Source organism: Melghirimyces profundicolus, assembly GCF_003054245.1.
Lineage (GTDB): Bacteria > Bacillota > Bacilli > Thermoactinomycetales > DSM-45169 > Melghirimyces > Melghirimyces profundicolus.
The window spans coordinates 1-21,220 of record NZ_QBKR01000019.1 but is presented as its reverse complement, the minus strand read 5'-3'; the positions used below and the strand labels follow the sequence as shown (position 1 = coordinate 21,220).

The following is a 21,220-nucleotide window of genomic DNA, read 5'->3' as shown; positions in this document are numbered from 1 at the left end:
GCCCGGAAGGAGTGGGCTTGGATAAAAAAAACACCACCGAAAGGAATCGGCGGTGTCGTTCCACCCGCATCACCTTCCGAGATAGCGCTCCACACCGGAATACCTCCGGTGTGACAGTCCCGCCCCTGTTCGGAGACGGGCCCAGCCCGCACGTGCAAGGGACACGCGCGGACTTCGGCGATCCCGCCTTTCACCGGCCATCCCCGGTCTCCCCGGACCTCCTGCCGGCTACTCATCGGTACCGCTCCTCTACCTCACCCTTATGATGAGGAAAAGTATTCGATTGATCACCGTTTGTCAGTATACGGGAGATGACGATGATTTGCAATGGAAAGATTCGGTTAATGGGAGCGGCAGATTGGATACAAAAAGATTGGATCGTTCCCCTTTTCATAGTAGAATGAACATATGTTCGATCGCCAACCCTCCATTTTTCGGGAGGAATACGAATGAGCCACCCGATCCTGAAACAAGTGCAAGCTGTCTTCATCCATGTGAAAGATCTTCCCCGGGCCGTGGAGTGGTACCACCAACTCTTCCGCCTGCCTCGGCCGGAAAGTTCGGTGGAAGGGCCGGTCCACGTCATCGAGATGGAAAACGGGGTCCATTTCCTGCTGGACGACAACCGGAACACCCCGACAGACACCCCCCTCCCCTCCGCCATGTTGAGCACCCCGGACATCGATGAAGCCCATCGTTTCCTCCGGGAACAGGGGGCGGAGATCGTAAGGGAAATCGAGCGTTATTCCGACGTCTCCTTTTTCAACTTCCGGGACCCCGACGGCAACATCCTGATGGTTTGCCAGCAACATCGGTAAACAGACCCCGGACGTTTTTCGCCACGCCCGGCCCATTTCCCGCGGGAAGCCGGGCGTGCTCCTTATCCGGGGGACTGGACAAACCCCGTAAAAACTGAAAAAATGGGGTAATGACTCAGCCCGGACTAATGAAATAAATAAGGGTTGATCCCGGCCTGATCGGGAAAAATAGCGATTGGGATCTTTTTATGTGCGTATCCAGCAATACCGAACACAGAAAGGGCGATGCAAATGTCCGGACAGAAAATCGGAGTGGTGGGTCTGGCGGTAATGGGAAAAAACTTGGCCCTCAACATCGAGAGTAAAGGCTTTCCCGTCTCCATCTACAACCGTTCCCGGGAGAAAACCGAAGAATTCCTGAAAGAAGCGGAAGGGAAAAACGTCCAAGGGTTCTTCACCTTGGAAGAGTTCGTGAACTCCCTGGAGAAACCCCGTAAAATCATCTTGATGGTGAAAGCCGGCGATCCGACGGACGCCACCATTGAACAGTTGAAACCACTCCTCTCCGAAGGAGACATTCTGATCGACGGCGGAAACTCCTATTTCAAAGACACCCTGCGTCGTTCCCGGGCGCTGGAAGCGGAAGGCATTCGCTTCATGGGAACCGGAATCTCCGGCGGAGAAGAAGGAGCGTTGAAGGGCCCCTCCATCATGCCCGGAGGACCCAAAGAAGCCTTCAAGGAGATGGAACCGATCCTGACCGCCATCGCGGCCAAAGTGAACGGGGATGCCTGCACCACCTACATCGGTCCCGATGGAGCGGGCCATTACGTCAAAATGGTTCACAACGGAATCGAATACGGCGACATGCAACTGATCTGTGAAGCCTACCATCTGATGAAAGAGGTTCTGGGCCTCACCACCGATGAGCTGCACCAGGTCTTCCGGGAATGGAACCAGGGAGAACTGGACAGCTACCTGATCGAAATCACGGCGGATATCTTCACAAAAAAGGACGAGGAGACGGGCAAACCGCTGGTCGACGTCATCCTGGACACCGCCGGACAAAAAGGGACCGGGAAATGGACCAGCCAGAGCGCCCTCGACCTGGGCGAGCCCCTCACCCTGATCACCCAATCCGTCTTTGCCCGCTTTCTTTCCGCCATGAAGGAAGAGCGGACCAAGGCAAGCAAAGTGCTGACCGGACCCGATTCCGGAGCGATCTCGACGGAGAACCGAAAGGAATGGATCGAAGCGATCCGGCAGGCCCTCTACGCCAGCAAGATCTGCTCCTACGCCCAGGGCTTCGCCCAGATGCGGGCCGCTTCCAACGAGTACGGCTGGGACCTGGATTACGGCAGCATCGCCATGATCTTCCGCGGGGGTTGCATCATCCGGGCCCGCTTCCTGCAAAACATCAAGGAAGCCTATGATGAAGATCCCAAGCTCTCCAACCTCCTCCTCGCCCCCTACTTCCGGAAGGCCGTGGAACAGTACCAGGATTCCTGGCGGAAAGTGGTGGCCCTGGCCATCCACAGCGGCATCCCGGTGCCCGCCATGGCCAGCGCTCTCTCCTATTACGACAGCTACCGCTCCGAACGCCTTCCCGCCAACCTGCTCCAGGCCCAGCGGGATTACTTCGGAGCCCACACCTACCAGCGGGTGGACAAGGAAGGCACCTTCCACACCGAATGGCTGGAAAAATAACCGTCATACACGGCCCGCTTCCCACCGGAAGCGGGCTTCTTTCTTGATGAAATCCGCCACATCCATTATGATGGGGCTACATGAAATGATTGCGTTTTCACGGATCCTTTTCAGGTGGTGTAAACATGAACGTTTGGAAAGCGGGCCGCGAGATCGAGTATATGCGCCGGGCCGGCGCCATCGTGGCGGAATGCCACGCCCTGTTCGCCGAACAGATCCGGCCCGGCGCGGACACCCGCAACCTGGACGCACGGGTGGAAGATTATATCCGGAAGAGTGGAGCGATTCCCAGCTTCAAGGGACATCACGGTTTCCCCGCTTCCATCTGCGTCGCCCTGAACGACGAGATCTGCCACGGTTTCCCCCGGAAACAACCGCTCTCGGAGGGGGACGTGGTCACCATCGATATCGGGGCTCAGGTCGAGGGGTACCACGGCGACTCCGCCTGGACCTACGCCGTCGGAGAGGTGTCCCCCGACATCCGCCATCTGATGGAAGCCTGTGAAAAAGCCCTTTTTCTGGGCATTGAACAAGCCCGCCCCGGAAACCGGATCGGGGACATCGGCCACGCCATCCAGTCCTTCGCCGAACCTCTCGGTTACGGCGTCGTCCGGGAGTTCTGCGGCCACGGGGTGGGCCGGGAGCTCTGGGAAAGCCCCCAGATCCCCCACTTCGGCCAGGCCGGAACGGGCCCCCGGATTCAAGCGGGGATGACCTTGGCCATCGAACCGATGATCACCCTGGGAGACTGGAAAGCCCGCATGGACGACGACGGCTGGACCGCCCGCACAGCGGACGGCTCCATCTGCGTCCAATATGAACACACCGTCTGGGTCACGGAAGACGGCCCCGTCATCCTGACGGAAAAGAAATGAGGAGCCCGGGAGGAAATGCGACGGGTTCTTTTTCTTGTCGAAAAGGAGAAGCCGCAAGATGTATCACACCCTGCGGCTCCCTGCTACACTGTTATTGTCACTCTATTATGACAGATTTCCCGGAGAAATCAACCCTGAAACCCTTCATGATCCGAATCGAGACCGGGGAGCGCAAGCGACCCAAGCGAGACTTGTGTTCTGTGAGTGCATAGCGAGACCGGGAGTGATGCGACCCAGACGAGACTTGTGCTCTGTGAGTGCAGCCGGAGCGGCTTTGGGTAAATGCTGCCGCTCACTTTTTTACAACGCTTTTAGGGGGTTTTTTTACTTACCGACTGACACGGAAGGGACTTGGTTACTTCGGACGGCTTTTCCGCGCTGTCTTGTTCCTCTTATTTCTTTCGTTCTTCTTCCGTCTCTTTACGACGGCTTCTTTTTCTTGCATACCCTCCTCCTTATAGCCTCCATTCCTCCCTCCAGCTCGCCGGAAGGGGAAGCCCGGCTTGTTTCAACGCCACCTGCCATTGTCCCTGGTGAATGCCCTCATGGTGAATCGCCGTGGCCCGGAGTTCGTCCAGAGTCAACACGACCTTTCCGAAACGGATTTTCTCCACCTCCGGCACCTCGATCGCCCGGGCCAGCTCCTCCCGGCTCCGCGCCAGGCCCTCTTCCAGCCCCGTCCCGGATTTCACCCGTTCTCCCGGAAAGCGAAGCTCCCCGGTGTAAAAGCCGTCCCGGTACACCCCGCGCACCCGGATCAGATGGGCAAACAACCGGGCGGGAGAGCCCAGTTCGGGAACCAGCTTCCGGTCCCACCCATCCCGGGGGATCACCGTGGTCAACCGGTCCGTCATCTCCGCCGCATACCGGTATCCATCCGCGTTCATCACGAGCCTCCTCAAAAAAACTCATCCAGCAGCCGGTAAAACCGAAGCTTCTCCCAGTTCACCCCATTCAGCCCGTAGGCTTTGAAGAAGAAGGGAACCCATTCGCTTCCCAGGTGGGAAGCGAGGCTCCGGGAGCCGATGGCCAGGTCGGTGTATCGGTCGGCCACCGCTGCCCGTCCCCAGTCGATCAACCCTGAAATCCCGTTTTCCGTCATCAGGATGTTGGACAGGGTATAATCTCCGTGAGTGAACACCGGGTCCTCCTCCCGGGGACAGGTCCGCAACAGCTCGTCCAGCAGTTCTTCCGCCGTCCGTCCCCGCCGGTGGGGATCAAAATCCGATTCGTCCACCCATCCTTTTTCCACCCGCGCGGCCGCCACCTTCACCAGGAGGTCATTGGGACGTGACCAGGGACACGGATCCGGGGGCAATTCGTGAATATATCTTAATCCTTCCCCCAGCCACCGGACGATCCGGGACTTATCCACCCTGAGGTCCATCGGCATCCTGCCTGGGATTCCGCTCATCAGGAGGAACTCCGCGCTGCGGGTCTCCTCATAATCAAGCACCTCGGGAACCGGGAGCCGTCTTTCCAGCCACCGCAGCACCTCCCGCTCCCGGGACAGAGGTTCCAGCCGGTTGTCCCGGGGGCGAACCTTCAAATATTGAACCTGCCTTCCCTTTTCCAGCCGAAAAACCATCGCACCGGATTTCCCGACGGATTCCCGTCTCCACTCCATGCCGGCCGTCCATCGACGCAACGCGTGAGGCAGAGTCATCATCACATCCACCCCCTTTTCGCGGTCGCTTTCCGTTAAATTTCTTCCAACGCCCGGATACACGCTTCGCGGGCTTCCCAGACCCGCTTCCACTCCTCCGGTTTCATGCCTTGCGTCCTTACCCATTCCCTCAGATACGCCTGATGCCATTTTACTTTCGGTTCCCCGATCCCCTCCGGCTGGATCCTCCGCTCGGACAGGAGAAAATCAAAGGGGTCACTTCCCGCTTCCGTCACCCGGGTGGCATCCAGCCGATGACCCCGGAATTTCAAGTAACAGTGGGCTTCCGGAAGGCAGGAGAGCCGATGCTTTTTCAGTACAACCCCCACCCCCGGCGTATTTTTCCCGTCCATCCTGTAGATTCCCACCATCAGGTGGACCGGCCGGTCCTGCTCTTCCGCCAGCCGGGCGAGAAGGGCATGTTTCGTGCTGCAGGTACCTTTCTTTTCCGTCAAAACCAAGCGGTAATCCGAGCGGTCCGTATTCCTCCCGTAGGGGAGACGGTGGACATAGCGGATTGCCGACGGAAAATCCGGGACTCCGAGTTTGCGGAAACAGCGGGAGATCTCCCCCGACGGGCGGATGTCAAACCGGAGCCCCTCCGGAAACGGGCTCAACGGTCCCTCGCCCGTCGGCGGTTCTTCACTTCCACATCCGGGGCGCTGCTGTTCGGCACCTCCCGGAGGACGTCGTAACATCATCGGGTCGTCCTGCGATCCCATCGGTTCCCCTCCCCTCCTTTTCTCCATTTGGAATTTCGACTGAGGAGACCGGAATTCCTTTGCCATCAAAATCCCCCTCCCCGGTGGTTTCCGGGAAGGGGGGGAAGTACTCGATCACTGATGGCGGCGCGCAAAGTCCACGAAGCGGAACTTGTCCGGCCGGTGTCGGGATTCGGTGTATTGAAAGAGCGTGGCATCCTCCAGGTAAACGTAATTCTCCACGACCACGACCATCGGATAGCCGTCCAGGTCCAGGAGGTTCCGGTCCTCTTCGGTCGGTTCTTCGACGGTGATCACTTTTTTGGCAAAACTGATCTTCTTCTCCAGAATTCTTTCCAGGTACTCGTAGATGGAGTCTTCGCAGATCTCCACCGTCAGTTCGGGCACGATGTCCTGCCGGAAGCAGTCCTTGTCCAGAATGATCGTCTCCCCGCCAATCGTCCGGGTTCGGACGACTTGCCATACCGGCTGGGAAGGGGAAATGTTCAGATGGTTGACCATCTCCCCTTCGGGAGCCGTCGCCTTCAAAGAGAGGACCCTCGTGCGGGATTCCTTGCCGAGCCGGGCGGCCAGCTCCTTGAAACTGACCAGCCCCGAAACGGGAAACTCAAACCGGTCCACCTGGAGGACAAAGGATCCTTTCCCTTTCACCTTCTGGATGTATCCGTTCTGGGCCAACAGGTTCAACGCTTTCCGAACCGTCTCCCGGGACGTGTGGAACATCCGGGTCAATTCGTGTTCGGAGGGCAGTTTGGTCCGGGGGCGAAGCTGGCCGGATTCGATCTTTTCCACGTAATGGTTGTAAATGGCCAGATATTTGGTATCCATCCTTGCTCCCCTTCCGATGTACCGACCCGCTCCGGTCCCGCACTCTCATTCTCCAGCAGGCTTCAAACGGTATACCACCGATTCAAAGGGACGAAGCGTCTGTTCCCGAAGCTCCTTTGGGGAATCGGGATAATTGGAAAGGAGAAGCTCCCCTTTCCATCCCGACAAGGAAGCGACTTCTGCCGGCAGGGAGAAAGAAACCTCATGTTTCTTAAAGTTGTTCACCACCAGCCATTTTTCCCCTTCCCCGCTTCGAAGGTAGACGAACAGATCGGGGTGATCCTCCAGCAGCAGACGGAAGTCCCCGGTGGTGACAATGTCACATTCCTTCCGGAGGCGGATCAGTTCTTTATAATGGTAAAGGATGGAGTCCGGATCGGCAAGGGCCTCCTCCACGTTGATTTCACCGTGGTTGGCGGCCACCCGGATCCAGGGGGTGCCGTCGGAAAACCCGGCGTTTTCGGAAGCATCCCATTGCATCGGGGTCCGGGAATTATCCCTGGACCTCTCCCGGATCAGCTCCATCACTTCTTCTTCACTCCGGCCTTCCTCCAACAGAATCCGGTACATGTTGAGGGTTTCCACGTCCCGATAGTCGTCGATGGAGTGAAAGTCCGGATTGGTCATCCCGATTTCTTCTCCCTGGTAGATGTACGGCGTCCCCTGCATCAAGTGGATCACCGTAGCCAGCATCTTGGCCGATTCCTTCCGGTAGCGTCCATCGTCGCCATAGCGGGAGACGATCCGAGGCTGGTCGTGGTTGCACCAGAAAAGGGCATTCCATCCGCCGTTTTCACTCATCCGCGTCTGCCATTCGGCCAAGGTCCGCTTCAGAGCGGGAAAATCCAGCTCTCCCCGGACCCATTTCTCTCCTCCGGGGTAGTCTGCTTTCAGGTGGTGGAAATTAAAGGTCATATTCAGCTCCCGGCGGTCGGGACGGGTATACCGGATGCACTCGGGAATGCTTGTGGAGGACATTTCGCCCACCGTCATCATGTCGTAACGGGAAAAGACTTCCCGATTCATCTCCTGTAAATACTCGTGTACCCTGGGTCCGTCGGTGTAAAACTTCCGTCCGTCCCCCGGGGGTACCGATCCATCGTCATCCGGAAAACGCGGATCCTTGGAGATCAGGTTGATCACATCCAGCCGGAATCCGTCCACGCCTTTGTCCAGCCACCAGCGCATCATCTCGTAGACTTCCCGGCGGACGGGGGGATGCTCCCAGTTCAGGTCCGCCTGGGTCACGTCAAAGAGGTGGAGATAGTATTCACCGGTGGATTCCTCTTTTTCCCAGGCGGATCCGCCGAATTTGGAGCGCCAGTTGGTGGGGGGGGTTCCGTCTTTCCCTTCTTTCCAGATGTAGAAGTCCCGGTAGGGGTTGTCTTTGGATTTCCGGGCTTCCCGGAACCAGGGATGATCAGTGGAAGTGTGGTTCACCACGATATCCAACATGATCTTCAATCCCCGTTCGTGGGCTTCTCGGAGGAGGTTCTCAAAATCCTCCATGGTCCCGTATTCCTCGTGGATCCGGTAGTAATCGCTGATATCATAACCGTTGTCCCGCTGCGGAGAGGCATAGATGGGGGTCAACCAGAGAACGTCCACCCCCAACTCCTTCAGGTAGTCCAGCTTTTCGATGATCCCGGGGAGATCCCCCGTCCCGTTTCCGGTGGTATCCTTGAAACTCTTGGGATAGATTTGATAGACCACCGCTTTTCTCCACCATTCCTTCATCTTATTCCTCCTTCTCCAGCAGCTCGCGGATTTCTTCCTTAATGACGGAAGAGCGGGTACCAAAGACGGCCTGCACCCCGTCGGCCACGCGCAGGACACCGGAGGCCCCCTCTTGTTTGAGGGCTGCCTCGTCCACCCGGTCGCGGTCCTTCACCCCGACGCGAAGCCGGGAAATGCAGGCGTCCAGTTTGGTGATGTTGCCCTTTCCGCCCAAAGCGGTCAGGATGCGGGCGGCCCGGCTGTCATCAGCTTTTTCGTCCGCCTTCCGGTGTCCGCCCTTGGTAATTCCCATCTTCTCCCGGGCTTCTTCCTTGGTGAACAAGCGGGTTTCCTCCCCTTCTTCTTCCCGCCCCGGCGTCTTCAAGTCCCGAGCCAGGATCAGGGTACGGAAGACGAAGTAATAGACGACTCCGAACACCAGACCCAGACCGATGGTCAGAATCCATGCGTTGGAAGGGTTGGGCAACACGTTAAAGAGAACGAAGTCGATCAAGCCCGATCCGCCGGCAAAGCCGGCTTTCATGCCGAGAAAATTGGCCAGACCGAAAGCCAGTCCCGTCAGCAGAGCATGAACTCCGTACAGGAGTGGAGCCACGAACAGGAAGGTGAACTCCAGAGGTTCGGTGATCCCGGTGAGGAAAGCCGTCACCGCGGCGGCGATCAACAGAGAGCGGGCTTTCGCCTTCCGGTCCTCACGGGCCACCCGGATCATCGCCAGCGCAGCCGCCGGCAACCCGAACATGACAGGGATGAACTTCCCGGCGATGTAAGTGCCTCCGGTGATGGCCACGGAAGGATCCCGCAGCTTGTCGATCACCTGGGCGATATAGACGTTCTGATCTCCGACCACCCGGGAGCCGTCCAATGTTTCGTAATGGGCTCCGATCTCCGTGAAGAGAAGGGGCGTGTTGTAGATGTGATGCAGGCCGAAGGGGATCAACAGTTTCTCGATCCCCCCGTACAGACCGACCACCAAGGGGTTGGTATGAGTGGCCACATACTGGCCGAGAGTCAGGATGGCCATCCCCACCGCAGGCCAGATGAAATAAAAGACAACGGCCACACCGATGGCAGCAAAGGAAGCGATGATCGGCACCAGACGCTCCCCGCTGAAGAGCGAGATCGCGTCGGGGAGTTCGGTTCGATGGAATTTGTTATACAGCCAGGCGGTCAGAAATCCGATCAGGATGCCGCCGAACACCCCGGTCTGCATCGTTTCGATCCCCAGCTCGTCCCCCATCATCTTTTCGTTCAATTTCAAACCGGTGATATCAATCAGGGCTCCGAGCACGGTATGCATGATGAAGAAGGCGATCAACGACGCAAACCCGGCCATCCCCGCTCCGGTCCAAGTGATGGCGATGGCGACGGCAAACAGAACCGGCAGGTTGTTGAAGACCGCCTGTCCGGCCCTCTGCATCAGCTCCCCGGCCGCCTGGAATCCGTCTCCGGCCAGGAACGGCAGAATCTGGTGGACATTGGGATTCAACAGCACCCCCCCCAGCCCCATCAGGATGGAGACCAGCGGCAGAATCAGCACGACGGCCATCATGGAACGGCCGACCCGCTGGAAGAAATCAAATGGAATTCTTCGGCTCTTCAGCACGGTCCTTCACGCTCCCGTTTCATTTTCAACGTTTCGTATCCCCGGTTTAAACCCGGGAAGTTCAAAATCTTGCATACTTGTATATACAAGTTGCCCTCCAAACAGAAAGCCCTTTCAAAAAGGGCTTCAGCTGTTCCGATCATACCTTTGATTCGTACCCGATGTCAATCCGTGACTCACTCCCCGCATGGAAAGTCACATGGGATGCAAAACAAACCCCGGCGTTCAACCGAAGCCGAACGCCGGGGCCGGGGGCTTGTTCACCGCTTGGAAACTTCGATCAGGGCACTCTTTCCTTTCCTGAGCTCCTTCTTCAACTCGAATTGAAGCCCCAGCTGGGGAAGGATTTTGCCCACATCTTCCGCGCCCGGCATGGAATAGTCGTTCCCGTCATAGAAAACGGGGATTCCGGGAAGCGACGGATAGTGCATGTCACCATAGGTGTAATAGTTTTCGATGTCCACACCCGAGGTTTCATTAAAACCAAAAGCGGCATCCAATACCTGGTACCGGTCGGTGGCGGGGCTGTCCGGATCGTTGTTCCAGTAGTGCACGCGCTGATGGGCATCCACTACGCCGAAGAACCCTTCCCCGGGATGGTTGCCGGTGTGGTTATCCGCTCCTTTGGCGTAACGTCCATCGTAATGCCAGACCAGCATTCCCGGATCGTAGGTGATGAAGCTGCTGCCCCGGCGCAAATGGGCCAGCCCCTTATCTGTTCCGTGATGGGTGCGCCATTCCACCAAGTAGTAACTGGGGAACATCTCCCCGCTGCCGTCGAAGTGTTTGAAACCCTCCAGCTGGAATTTGGGCTCTCCTTCGGCGTCGTCTTCAAACACGGTTTTTCCGTCGGCCTCCACCGCGATGTTATCGACATAGAAGCCGTCCATGGCCAAGCCGCCGTCCGTCACATAGTTGAACTGCAGTTGAATCTTTTTCCCGACAAAGTCGGAAAGGTCCAGCTCCTCCTTGATCCACTCGCCGCCGGTGGTATCGTCGTAGGCTTTGAGTTGGGTCTTCTCGCCGGTGGCGGTGTCGATTACATGAATGTAGAGATAGTCGTAGCCGGTCTCAATCTGGCGCCAGCTGTCAAAGCTCAACGCCGCTGAGTCGGCGCCCGTCAGATCGATCTCACCGGAAGTCATCTTGGTGTTGAGGTCATCCCCGTAATCGGAGAAGTAAGCGTGGTCCCCGTACTGGGGCTGGGTGGGGGGCTCTTTCTCCACATCCGGAAGGTTTACTTTCAACACCGTCCGTCGGGGATTGAGACTGCTGGCCTGGTTGAGGAAAACCTGTTGCTTGCCCTGAATGTCTTCGTAATCGACTTCAACGGGGGTGATCCATTTCCCGCCGAAGGTGGCCTGGAGATACATTTTGGACCACGGATCAAAACCGGTGGGTTCGGTCCCGAGGATCTTTCCGTTCCAGCTGCCGGCGGACATCAGCGACCAGGACCCGACCGGAGAGCCCAGCCCGGAGCGGATGGTGTCATACAGATCCGGGAGCCCGAGGTTGTGTCCGTATTCGTGGGCGAACACCCCCACCGCCCCGTCTTCCGGCTGGATCATGTAATCGTAGGCTTTCAGGGAGGTCCCCGGGATTTCCGTCGGCTGCTTCAATGTCCAGCGGTGGGACCAGATGGCGTCTTCTCCCAGTTCCCCTCCGCCGGCTTCTTCACCGATTCCGGAGTGAACCAGCATCAGGTTGTCCAGGAGGCCGTCCGGTTCCATGACGTTTCCGTCGCCGTCCAGGTCATAGGGATCCCGCTGGTCATATCTTTCTTCGTTCCCCTGGACCGCTTTTCCCACCTGTTCCAGGGTTTCGTGAACCAGTTCCCGGGGAGCTTTGTCGTTGTGGTACTGGTTATTCCCCCCATAATAAGCCGCGTCCTGTTCCGCTTGGATCCAGGGCGTGACGGTCCCGTCCACGGTCCAGGTGCCGCCGGACTGTTTCAGGTAATACTCCGCCATCGTCATCAGATCCAGCCCTTCGGGGGTGGTGTACCCTTTGGGGTTGAAGAGCATTTTTTCGTAGTGTTCCGGGCTGAAATCCTTGGTGTACAGGCTGCCTTCTTCCTGTTCAATCGAGTTGTGTTGATAATCGGGGAATTCAATCAGGGCCAGAACAATATTATCCTTATGAGCCCTGTTGTACATTCGATCGCTCCAGTTGCCTTTTCGGTTCGCTTTTTTGATATTCTTCGACTGAACGGATTTCAGGCCTTTTTCGGCCTTGCTTCCCCATTTGGTGGAGGTGTCGATCCCATGGGGGATCTTTCTCTTTTCCACGTACCGTTTGACGGCTTTCTCCACTTCTTCGGGAGTGGTCTCTTTATCGATTTCCCCCCTCTTCATCAGCGCTTTGGACAGTCTCTCCACATCCACTGTCCCCCAGTCAACGAAACGGTGTTCTTGCTCCTCGGCCTTCCCGTCGCCCACGGGAGCCGCCGAGGCGGCCGGCGCTCCGACGGCCCCCAGAATAAGGGCGGCCGACAACAAGCCGGTCAGCGTTTTCCCCATTTTCACGCATGGGCACCCCTTTCCCACCAAGATATGTAGTCCGAGGCGATCCGGGACCCGGAAAGGGAAACCCCCCTTCGCTCCGGGTGGTTCCCGCTTTTTCCTCTCCCTTTTGGATCGCCAGATAAGGATTCTACCTGGAAAGGTGAAACTCCTTTCCAAGCTTCACATTTTTTTCATTTCTTTTTATTTTCCAAAATTAGGTTTTCGCCGTTGAGGACACTGAAAAGCCCCGCTCCCGTGAACGGGAGCGGGGCTTTGGGGTGATCTTGTCAGCCGGCCGGGCTGACCACTTCTTTTTTGGGATAGGATTCCGACCTGGTTTTTTCATCCTTCTCGGGATAAACCTGAACTCCGTCGACCTTGACCAGCTTCCGAAACTCTTCCAGAAGCCGGCGGGTGATCGGTCCCGGCTTGGCGTCACCGATGGGGCGGCCGTCCACGTTGACCACAGCGATCACCTCGGCGGCAGTTCCGGTGAGGAAACATTCGTCCGCCACAAAAACATCGTGGCGGGTGAAGGGCTGCTCCTTCACCTCATAACCGAGCCGGTCACACAGGTCCATGATCGCACGGCGGGTGATTCCATCGAGGGCACCGACATATCCCGGGGGCGTGTAGAGCGTGCCCCGTTTCACAATGAAGACGTTGTCCCCGGAACCCTCAGCCACGTAACCATCGCTGTTCAGCATCAGGGCTTCCCCCACCCCGGCCCGGTTCGCTTCGATTTTGACCAGAATATTATTCAGATAGTTGAGAGATTTGATTTTCGGGTTGAGGGCATCCGGAACGTTCCGCCGGGTGGGAACCGTGACGATCTCGAGCCCCTTGTCGTACATCTCCTGCGGAAACAACTTTACCTGGTCCACGATGATGATGACCCGGGGATCAGAACATTTGGTGGGATCCAAACAGAGCTCTCCCACCCCTCGGGAAACCACCAGGCGGATGTAGGCGTTGGTCAGCCGGTTTTTCCGGACCGACTTCACCACCGCCTCCTCCAGTTCCTCGATGGAATAAGGAATTTCCAAAAGGATGGATCGGGCGGACTCATACAGTCTCTCCAGATGCTCCCGGAGACGGAAAACGTTCCCGTCATAGACCCGGATCCCTTCAAACACTCCGTCCCCGTACAGGAATCCGTGATCGAAAATGGAGACTGTGGCCTCGCTCTTCTTCACATATTTCCCATTCATGTACACCCAACGCTCTTCCATGGATCGCACCCCCGGATATTCAAAAATATTGGCTATAACGAAAACCCCTGCGCAGGCTGAACCAAAATCAGAACCTGCCGCCAGGGGCTTTTTTCCCCACGGTGTACGCCGGGGCCGGCGTTGATACCGCTCGGACCAGACCTTTGCCGATGCAAAGCGGAACCCTAGGTATCCTCCTGATCAAACCAATCATTCAAAATATTAAATTTAAAGATGATTATAGGTCCTTTAAAGACCGTTGTCAACCGGGCGCATGCCGTTGATTTTGTCGAAACTGTAACAGGGATAGGACCCCAAACGCCGTACGTGACATCCCCGGGATTCCACTTCCCCGACGGCCTTGTCGATGGCGCTCTCCTCCGCCCCCTGTTCGGCATCGATGAAAAAGTGGTACGTTCCCAGCTTTTTCTTCGTGGGCCGGGATTCGATCCGGGTGAGGTTCACCCCGAGGCGGGCAAAAGAGGCCAGCACCTGGTGCAGCGCTCCGGGAAAGTCGGAGGGAAGGGTGACCAAAAGGCTGCTCTTCATCCCCGCCGGATCCGCCAATGGGTGATCCCAGGCGTTTCCCACAGCGATGAAACGCGTGAAGTTGTTGGGGTAATCCTGGATGCCGGATTCGAGTATGGACAACCCGTAAAGAGCCCCTGCACTCCGGGGCCCGATCGCCACCCAGGCTTCTTCCGGATGGGCCGCCACATGACGTGCCGCTTCAGCGGTGCTGTCCACATAAGAGACCCGCGCTTCAGGCAAATGTTTCCTCAAATGGGATCGGCACTGGGCCACCGCCTGAGGGTGGGACACCACCCGTGTGAACCCGCGGAGCGGCCGTCCCGCATGGTTCGGATGAACCATCAGGTTTTGTGTGATGGGATAGACCAGTTCTCCGGTGATCCGGACGTCCACATGGTGCACCAACCAATCCAGGGTCAGGTTGACGGACCCTTCGATGGCATTCTCCACGGGAACCACTCCGAAGTTGAATTCTCCCCGGTCCACAGCTGTCAGCACATCCGGGATGGAGTCACAGGGTGTATTCTGGAAATGGGGTTCGGGAAACAAGGCTTGGGCCGCTTCATGAGTGAAGGTGCCCCGCGGTCCGAGATAGGCTGCCGGTTCGTTCATCGTCTCGCTCCTTTTAAATTTCCAATCAATGTACTACGATCATGTTTGTCTGTCAACCGGACACGAGCCCCTTCTTCGCCCGGTCGGAGCACCATGATTTCCGCCGGCACTCCCTCTTCTTCGAACACCCTCTCCATAAACTGCCGGACGGGTTCCGGATCCAAGGCGAAGGCCACCACCGTGGGGCCCGCACCGCTCAGTGCGGCACCGAGGGCCCCGTGTTCCACGGCCTCATTCAGCACCCGGTTCAGCCCCGGGACCAAGGGGGCGCGGAACGGCTGGTGGAATCGGTCCATCAAACCGACCCGGAACGCTTCCCAGTCCCGGGTGAGAAGAGCCGCTGTCAAAAGGTTGGCGCGGCTGCTGCCCAGGACGGCTTCCCGGTGACTCAGGGTATCAGGAAGCACCTCCCGGGCGCGGGCGGTGGCCAGGGGAACCCCGGGGATCGCCGCCACCAAATAAAACGGCGGAACGGGTGTCCGGACGGCGTAAGCTTTCTCTCCGTCCCAGGAAGAGATCACCACACCCCCGAACAGGGAGGCACCGACATTGTCGGGATGCCCCTCCCTCCTTACCGCCTGTTGAAATAAAGTCTGCCGGTCGAAAGGACGGCCCAAAAGGTGATTGGCCGCGACCAGACCCGCCACAATGGCAGCCGCGCTGCTTCCGAGTCCCCGCATCAACGGAATGTCGCTTTCCACTTCCAAATGTAGGGGCGGAAGGGATTTCATCGACAGGAGGCAGGTTTCTCTCATCACTTCCAGAATGAGATTGTCCCCGTCCTTCATGATGTTCTTCAAATCTTCTCCCCGGACGGTGACGGACAGGCGTTCCGACGGGGAAACCCGCAGCCTTAGGTTGCGGTCGACCGCCATCCCGATGGAGTCGAAACCGGACCCCAGGTTGGCGGTGCTTCCGGGCACTTTCACTTCAAAGGGTTGAAACGGATCCATGGTGAGCCTCCTTCCTTTCCCGGATCGCCTCTAACACCGCCTCCCGGTCGCAGGGAAGCACCTTGGGTTTGACCGGTACCGCTTCCATGGCGGTGGCGGGATCTTTCAGTCCGTTCCCCGTCAGGACGCAGACCACTTGAGCCTGATCCGGAATCCTGCCGGCACGCCGAAGCTGTTTCACTCCCGCCAACAAGGCGGCGGAAGCGGGCTCGGCGAAAATGCCCTCTTTCCGGGTCAAGTCCCGGTAAGCCTCCAGGATTTCTTCGTCGCTCACGCTGCCGATCATTCCTTTGGATTCTTCCGCCGCGGCCAACGCCGGTTTCCAACTGGCCGGATTTCCGATCCGGATCGCGGTGGCGATGGTCTCCGGTTGTTCCACCCGTTTCCCCCGGACGATCGCCGCCGCTCCTTCCGCCTCAAACCCGCACATCCGCGGAAGTTTCCGGCTGCGGCCGGCCTGCTGAAATTCCCTGAATCCCTTCCAGTAAGCGGTGATGTTCCCCGCATTGCCCACCGGGATGGCCAGAATGTCGGGGGCGTCACCCAACTGTTCGCACACTTCAAAGGCTGCCGTCTTCTGGCCTTCAATGCGGAAAGGGTTGACGGAATTGACCAAGGTGACGGGATGGGTTTCCGCCAAGTCCCGAACAATCTCCAGTGCCTGATCGAAGTTTCCGCGTACGGCCAGCACCTCCGCTCCATAGACCACCGCCTGTGAAAGTTTTCCCAGCGCGACATGGCCGTCGGGGATGACCACGATCGAGCGCATCCCCATGCGGGCGGCATAGGCTGCAGCGGATGCCGAGGTATTGCCCGTCGAGGCGCAGATGACCGCCTGGCTTCCGGCTTCCGCCGCCTTCGAGATCGCGAGGACCATCCCCCGGTCCTTGAAAGAACCGGTGGGATTGAATCCCTCCGCTTTGAAACGAAGATCGATTCCCCACTCTTCGGAGAGACGGTGTGCCCGGATGAGCGGGGTGTTTCCCTCGTGAAGGGTGAGGGCCGGCGTTTCTTTGGTCACCGGCAAAAACGAACGGTAGCGGGCAATCAGACCGTCTTGGCTCATCACTCTCCCCCTTCCACACGGTAATGGCTCATGATCCTGCGCACAGCCGGCAGCTCCTCCATCCGGAGCAACACTTCATCCAATCGGTCCCGGCTGGCTGTGTGGGTGACCAAGACGATTTCCGCTTCATCGCCACTACACCCCGGTTCCTGAAGCACCTTCTCGAGACTGACTCCCGCTTCGGCGAAGATCAGCGTCAGCTTGGCGAGCACCCCGGCTTCATCTTCCACCCGAAGGCGGAGAAAGTATTTGGCGAAAATTTCGTCAGCCCCTTTGACCCGCTTTTCACGGTAGGGAGCCACGATCGCCCGGCCGTTCCCGCCCAAACGCATGTTCTTCACGACGGTGACCAGGTCGGAGACGACGGCGGTGGCGGTCGGCATGGCCCCGGCACCGGGGCCGTAAAACATCGTCTCTCCCACCGCTTCCCCGTAAACGCAGACGGCATTGTACACCCCGTCCACGGCGGCGAGGGGGTGAGCCTGTGGAAGCAAAGCCGGTTCCACAACCACTTCCACCTTCTCCCCGTTCCGCGCGGCGATTCCCACCAACTTCAACACATAACCCAGTTGTGCTGCAAATCGAAGGTCCTCCGGTGTCACTCCGGAGATCCCCCGAACCGTCACTTCATCCAAAGACAAGTCCATATGAAACCCGAGAGTGGCCAAAATGGCCATTTTACGTGCGGCATCCATCCCTTCCACGTCGGAAGTGGGGTCCGATTCCGCGTATCCCAGTTCTTGCGCCCGGGCCAAGGCGCTTTGAAAGGGGGTTCCTTTGCGGGCCATCTCTGTCAGGATGTAATTCGTCGTTCCGTTGACGATTCCCACCATCTTGGTGATCCGGTCGGACGAAAATCCCTCCGCCAACGCCCGGAGAATGGGAATTCCGCCGGCAACGCTGGCTTCGTAAAATACGTCACAACCCTTTCGCGCGGCGACGGAGAGGAGCTCCGCTCCGTGAAGGGCCATCAGGTCCTTGTTGGCCGTCACCACGTGTTTGCCGTTTTCCAAGGCTTCCCGGAGATACGACCGTGTCGGTTCGATCCCCCCCATCACTTCCACGATCAGATCGATGCGGTCATTCTTCAGAATCTCTTCGGGCCGTTCCGTCAACAGTGAGGGATCCACGGCCACTTTCCGCTCCTTCTGCCTGTCCCGGACCAGGATTTTCTCGATGGAAACTCCCTGACCGGTCTGGTGACAGAGGTCGTTCTGATGGTCTTCGATCAGCCGGACCACTCCGGACCCAACGGTTCCGAGGCCCATCAATCCCACCCGGATCGGTTCTTCCGCCATTTTCTCCACCCCTCGGTCATGATGTCTCTTTATTCGCCCCTGGCGACCAAAGCCGCCCGGAGCACTCCATCCAACTCGTTCAGGCCGTCGATCAGGGACGTGATCTCTTCCGTGACCTGCCCCGTATCCAGGGACAGGGTGACGCTGGCCACCCCCTGCAATGGAATCGTCTGGTGAATGGTCAACACGTTCCCCTTCTTCTGTGCCAGGTAGGACAACAGCCCGGAGAGCACCCCCGACCGGTGCTCCAGGGTAAGGGTAACCGTGACGATCTTCTCCTTCATCAGGGCATTGAAGGGATAGACCCCGTCTTTGTACTTATAAAAAGAACTGCGGCTCATCCCGACCCGATCGACCGCATCCTGCACGGTCCGGGCTTCCCCGGAGGCGATCATGGACTTGGCCTTCACCGTTTTCAGGATCGCTTCCGGAAGCATATCGGAACGGATGAGAAAATAGGTTTCTTCCTCTCGGCTCATCCATCCGTCCTCCTGATAAAGACATATGTTTTTTTATAAAGGACATTATAAAGGGGGCAATCCCGCTTTGCAAGACTGAATTTTATTAAGTTTTTTTAAAGTGCTGCCATCGAATAGGGATCGGGATCCCTCCGTGCATTCGGGTTCGGTTTAATGTTAAGATCATTTTATGAAAAACCCGCCGGAGGAAAGGAGCGTTTGCATTGATTTCCGTGCTGTTCGTCTGTTTGGGCAACATCTGCCGTTCCCCGATGGCGGAAGCGGTGTTGCGACACCAATTGCGGGAAGAAGGGCTGGATGACCGGGTTCGGGTGGATTCCGCCGGTACCGGTGGTTGGCATGCCGGAGAACCCCCCCACCATGGAACCCGGTCCCTTTTGGCCGAACGCGGGATCTCCGACAAGGGCATCCGGGCCCGCCAGATTGAGAAGAAGGACCTGTCGGAATTCGACTACATCATCGTGATGGACGAGAGCAACTACCGGGATGTCAACCGGCTGGCCGAAGAAACGGGAGCCCGCGTCCACCGGCTGGTGGATTTCATTCCCGAATCCCGGTACAAGGAAGTTCCGGACCCTTATTACACCGGGGATTTTGAAGAAACCTACTCCCTGGTGGAGTCCGGTTGCCGGGGGATCATCCGCATGCTCCGGGAGCGGGAAGATCTCTGATGCTTCCCGCCTCTTTAAAGGAATCCGCGGAAGAAGCCCTTCGACAAAAAGCAGGGGATCCCGGCCCGATTCTCCACGCCCGCTCGGTCACCGGCGGGGACATCGGGGAGGCCTTCCGCCTGGAAACAAAGGAAAACCGGTACTTTTTCAAGTACCGGGACAAAGCACCGGCGGGACTTTTCACTGCTGAGCGCCAAGGCCTGGAAGCTCTCGCCCGGGGCGGCGGTCCGGTCCGCATTCCCACTGTGATCGACCACCGGGGTCCCGAACAAACCGGGGTCGGCTGGATCCTGATGAACTGGCTGGAGCCGGAAAATGCCTCTTCCGGCCCGGATCCGGCAGAAGCCTTGGGACAGGGCCTGGCCGCCATCCACTGCCTGTCCTCTTCGTCCTTCGGATGGGAATCGGACAATTTCATCGGACTTCTGCCCCAACGAAACACGCCTCACGGAAGCTGGACCGAGTTTTACCGGGAACAAAGACTTCGGCCCCAAATGGAAATCGCCCGGAAACAAAACCGGCTCCCTTCCCGTCGGGAACGGATGCTGACACGTCTGATGGACCGCCTGGACCGTTGGCTGGACATCCCGTCCATCCGACCCGCCCTGCTCCACGGGGACCTGTGGGGGGGCAACTGGATGATCGGACCCGGCGGCCTTCCCTGCCTGATCGATCCCGCGGTTTATTACGGACACGGCGAAGTCGATCTCGCCTTCTCCGAACTTTTCGGCGGATTTCCCACCCGCTTTTACGACGCCTACCGGGAAATTTGTCCGGCGCTTCCCGGATACGAAGACCGAAAGCCGCTTTACCAGCTCTATTACCTTCTGGTTCACCTGAACCTCTTCGGCGAGACCTACGGCTCTGAAGTGGACCGAGTGCTGATGCGTTACGCGGGATAGAAAAAACGCCGGCCTCCCGGGGAGGTCGGCGTTTTGGTATGGACTTTCTTCATCTGCCGCCGGAACCGGAAGCCGTCTTCAAAGCATTCCGGTTATCCAGGATCAGGCGCGCCCAAGTGTTTTGGGTTCCGACGATCTTTACCGCGTCGGCGATGACAAACCCATCGGCCCGGTTCGTCAGGACCACCTTCCCCTGATCCCCTTTTTGAAAAGGAAAGGTCCCCAAAGACACCCATTGACCGCCGCCGGTCTTCTGGTTGACGATCACCGTCTTTGATTGCCCTCCATGGTAGTAAACCGTATAAGGGGCGTTACTCGCCCGATCGGGGGCCGAGGCGTAATTCACGAAGATCTGATAATTTCCGGCTTGTTTCACCCGGAATGTCCAAGTGAAGATACCCGACCCGTCTCCGGCCGGATGGGTCTGATAATCCGGCCCGAAGTAACCATGAGCGTTGACGGACAGAGGCCACTCTCCCACCGTCTGTTTTCGCCCTTCGTCCAGCGCTCCTCCCTGAGCCTCCAGTTTCATCCGCTTGCGAAACTCCTCGATCACCCGCAACTCCTGTGCGTCCAGGGTTTCCAAATGACGGAATCCGATCATCACGAACAGGACCGTCCCCAAAAAGACGACGGGAAAAACCAGTTTCAACAAGCGTTTCACGGCATTCCCCCCTTTCCTGCCAACCCCTATAAGCGTTGTGATTTTATGTTCGTTTCGAGAAAAGGGGAAGCGTTTACCCAAAATAAGACTTTGCTGTCCTGCCCGGCGGAGAATCAGCCTGCAAGGGCGTTCAGGGGCAAAAGCTTCTCTGTGTTGCATCCGAAGGCGTTTTGCCCCTGCCCGCAGCAGGATGATTCGGAGCGGACAGTTCCTGCATCTCTGCAGGACAGCATAGCGAGACCGGGGAGCGAGCGACCCAGGCGAGACTTGTGCTCTGTGAGTGCATAGCGAGACCGGGGAGCGAGCGACCCAGGCGAGACTTGTGCTCTGTGAGTGCATAGCGAGACCGGGGAGCGAGCGACCCAGGCGAGACTTGTGCTCTGTGAGTGCATAGCGAGACCGGGGAGCGAGCGACCCAGGCGAGACTTGT

Annotated in this window: 19 protein-coding genes and 2 riboswitches; of the genes, 5 read left to right on the top strand and 14 right to left on the bottom strand. The window is 58.0% G+C overall.

The features are described 5' to 3' along the window. Nucleotides 1-74: 74 nt before the first annotated feature. Nucleotides 75-260: riboswitch (Lysine riboswitch) on the bottom strand. A gap of 189 nt (nucleotides 261-449) precedes the next feature. The 3 genes from C8P63_RS13155 to map all read left to right on the top strand — a co-directional run bounded on the left by C8P63_RS13155 (nucleotide 450) and on the right by map (nucleotide 3,340). Beyond that, on the top strand, nucleotides 450-818 hold the full coding sequence (locus tag C8P63_RS13155; protein ID WP_108024961.1) for a VOC family protein: 369 nt from the start codon (nucleotides 450-452) through the stop codon (nucleotides 816-818). A gap of 231 nt (nucleotides 819-1,049) precedes the next feature. Beyond that, a complete protein-coding gene (gene gndA, locus C8P63_RS13150) occupies nucleotides 1,050-2,465 on the top strand; it encodes an NADP-dependent phosphogluconate dehydrogenase (protein WP_108024959.1) in 1,416 nt (471 codons plus the stop codon). Nucleotides 2,466-2,590: 125 nt separating this feature from the next. Beyond that, entirely contained in the window at nucleotides 2,591-3,340 is a 750-nt protein-coding gene (map, locus tag C8P63_RS13145) for a type I methionyl aminopeptidase (RefSeq protein ID WP_108024957.1), read from the top strand. 455 nt (nucleotides 3,341-3,795) lie between these two features. On the opposite strand, the gene C8P63_RS13140 is transcribed toward map, so the two are convergent. The 13 genes from C8P63_RS13140 to C8P63_RS13085 form a co-directional block, all read right to left on the bottom strand. Further along, nucleotides 3,796-4,227 carry a DinB family protein gene (locus tag C8P63_RS13140; protein WP_108024955.1) on the bottom strand — a complete coding sequence of 144 codons (432 nt, stop codon included), beginning with the start codon at nucleotides 4,225-4,227 and terminating at the stop codon, nucleotides 3,796-3,798. Nucleotides 4,228-4,238: 11 nt separating this feature from the next. Further along, the gene (locus tag C8P63_RS13135; protein ID WP_170109648.1) at nucleotides 4,239-5,009 is read right to left on the bottom strand and encodes an APH(3') family aminoglycoside O-phosphotransferase; all 771 of its coding nucleotides are present in this window, start codon (nucleotides 5,007-5,009) and stop codon (nucleotides 4,239-4,241) included. Nucleotides 5,010-5,041: 32 nt separating this feature from the next. Then, a complete protein-coding gene (locus C8P63_RS18810; protein ID WP_146172178.1) occupies nucleotides 5,042-5,728 on the bottom strand; it encodes a hypothetical protein in 687 nt (228 codons plus the stop codon). 114 nt (nucleotides 5,729-5,842) lie between these two features. After that, nucleotides 5,843-6,556: a trehalose operon repressor gene (gene treR / locus C8P63_RS13130; RefSeq protein WP_108024951.1), complete on the bottom strand. Its 714-nt coding sequence runs from the start codon at nucleotides 6,554-6,556 to the stop codon at nucleotides 5,843-5,845. A 45-nt stretch (nucleotides 6,557-6,601) separates the two neighbouring features. Beyond that, complete coding sequence (gene treC / locus C8P63_RS13125) at nucleotides 6,602-8,293, bottom strand: alpha,alpha-phosphotrehalase (protein ID WP_108024949.1); 1,692 nt, start codon at nucleotides 8,291-8,293, stop codon at nucleotides 6,602-6,604. Between the two features lies 1 nt (nucleotide 8,294). Beyond that, nucleotides 8,295-9,899, bottom strand: a complete 1,605-nt coding sequence (locus C8P63_RS13120; protein ID WP_108024946.1) for a PTS transporter subunit EIIC — start codon at nucleotides 9,897-9,899, stop codon at nucleotides 8,295-8,297. A 260-nt stretch (nucleotides 9,900-10,159) separates the two neighbouring features. After that, nucleotides 10,160-12,418: an immune inhibitor A domain-containing protein gene (locus C8P63_RS13115; protein ID WP_245920901.1), complete on the bottom strand. Its 2,259-nt coding sequence runs from the start codon at nucleotides 12,416-12,418 to the stop codon at nucleotides 10,160-10,162. Nucleotides 12,419-12,690: 272 nt separating this feature from the next. Next, nucleotides 12,691-13,635: a branched-chain-amino-acid transaminase gene (ilvE, locus tag C8P63_RS13110; RefSeq protein WP_108024941.1), complete on the bottom strand. Its 945-nt coding sequence runs from the start codon at nucleotides 13,633-13,635 to the stop codon at nucleotides 12,691-12,693. A 76-nt stretch (nucleotides 13,636-13,711) separates the two neighbouring features. Next, nucleotides 13,712-13,814, bottom strand: a riboswitch (guanidine-I (ykkC/yxkD leader). A gap of 49 nt (nucleotides 13,815-13,863) precedes the next feature. Next, on the bottom strand, nucleotides 13,864-14,757 hold the full coding sequence (gene pheA, locus C8P63_RS13105; RefSeq protein WP_108024938.1) for a prephenate dehydratase: 894 nt from the start codon (nucleotides 14,755-14,757) through the stop codon (nucleotides 13,864-13,866). Next, nucleotides 14,754-15,710 carry a homoserine kinase gene (gene thrB / locus C8P63_RS13100; protein ID WP_108024936.1) on the bottom strand — a complete coding sequence of 319 codons (957 nt, stop codon included), beginning with the start codon at nucleotides 15,708-15,710 and terminating at the stop codon, nucleotides 14,754-14,756. The genes pheA and thrB overlap by 4 nt, the downstream gene beginning before the upstream one ends. Then, on the bottom strand, nucleotides 15,688-16,776 hold the full coding sequence (gene thrC / locus C8P63_RS13095; RefSeq protein WP_108024934.1) for a threonine synthase: 1,089 nt from the start codon (nucleotides 16,774-16,776) through the stop codon (nucleotides 15,688-15,690). Before thrC ends, thrB begins: the two co-directional genes overlap by 23 nt. Beyond that, a complete protein-coding gene (locus tag C8P63_RS13090; RefSeq protein WP_108024932.1) occupies nucleotides 16,776-18,074 on the bottom strand; it encodes a homoserine dehydrogenase in 1,299 nt (432 codons plus the stop codon). Before C8P63_RS13090 ends, thrC begins: the two co-directional genes overlap by 1 nt. A gap of 29 nt (nucleotides 18,075-18,103) precedes the next feature. Further along, on the bottom strand, nucleotides 18,104-18,553 hold the full coding sequence (locus C8P63_RS13085) for an ACT domain-containing protein (protein ID WP_108024930.1): 450 nt from the start codon (nucleotides 18,551-18,553) through the stop codon (nucleotides 18,104-18,106). 203 nt (nucleotides 18,554-18,756) lie between these two features. Here C8P63_RS13085 and C8P63_RS13080 point away from each other — a divergent pair, with 203 nt between their 5' ends. Together C8P63_RS13080 and C8P63_RS13075 are read left to right on the top strand one after the other, a co-directional pair. Continuing rightward, nucleotides 18,757-19,224 (top strand): low molecular weight protein-tyrosine-phosphatase, encoded by a 468-nt coding sequence (locus C8P63_RS13080; RefSeq protein WP_108024928.1) that lies wholly within the window; start codon nucleotides 18,757-18,759, stop codon nucleotides 19,222-19,224. Further along, entirely contained in the window at nucleotides 19,224-20,126 is a 903-nt protein-coding gene (locus tag C8P63_RS13075) for a fructosamine kinase family protein (RefSeq protein WP_108024926.1), read from the top strand. The genes C8P63_RS13080 and C8P63_RS13075 overlap by 1 nt, the downstream gene beginning before the upstream one ends. A gap of 49 nt (nucleotides 20,127-20,175) precedes the next feature. Here the strand turns inward: C8P63_RS13075 and C8P63_RS13070 are convergent, their stop codons facing one another. Beyond that, nucleotides 20,176-20,790: a golvesin C-terminal-like domain-containing protein gene (locus C8P63_RS13070; RefSeq protein WP_108024923.1), complete on the bottom strand. Its 615-nt coding sequence runs from the start codon at nucleotides 20,788-20,790 to the stop codon at nucleotides 20,176-20,178. Nucleotides 20,791-21,220: the final 430 nt, after the last annotated feature.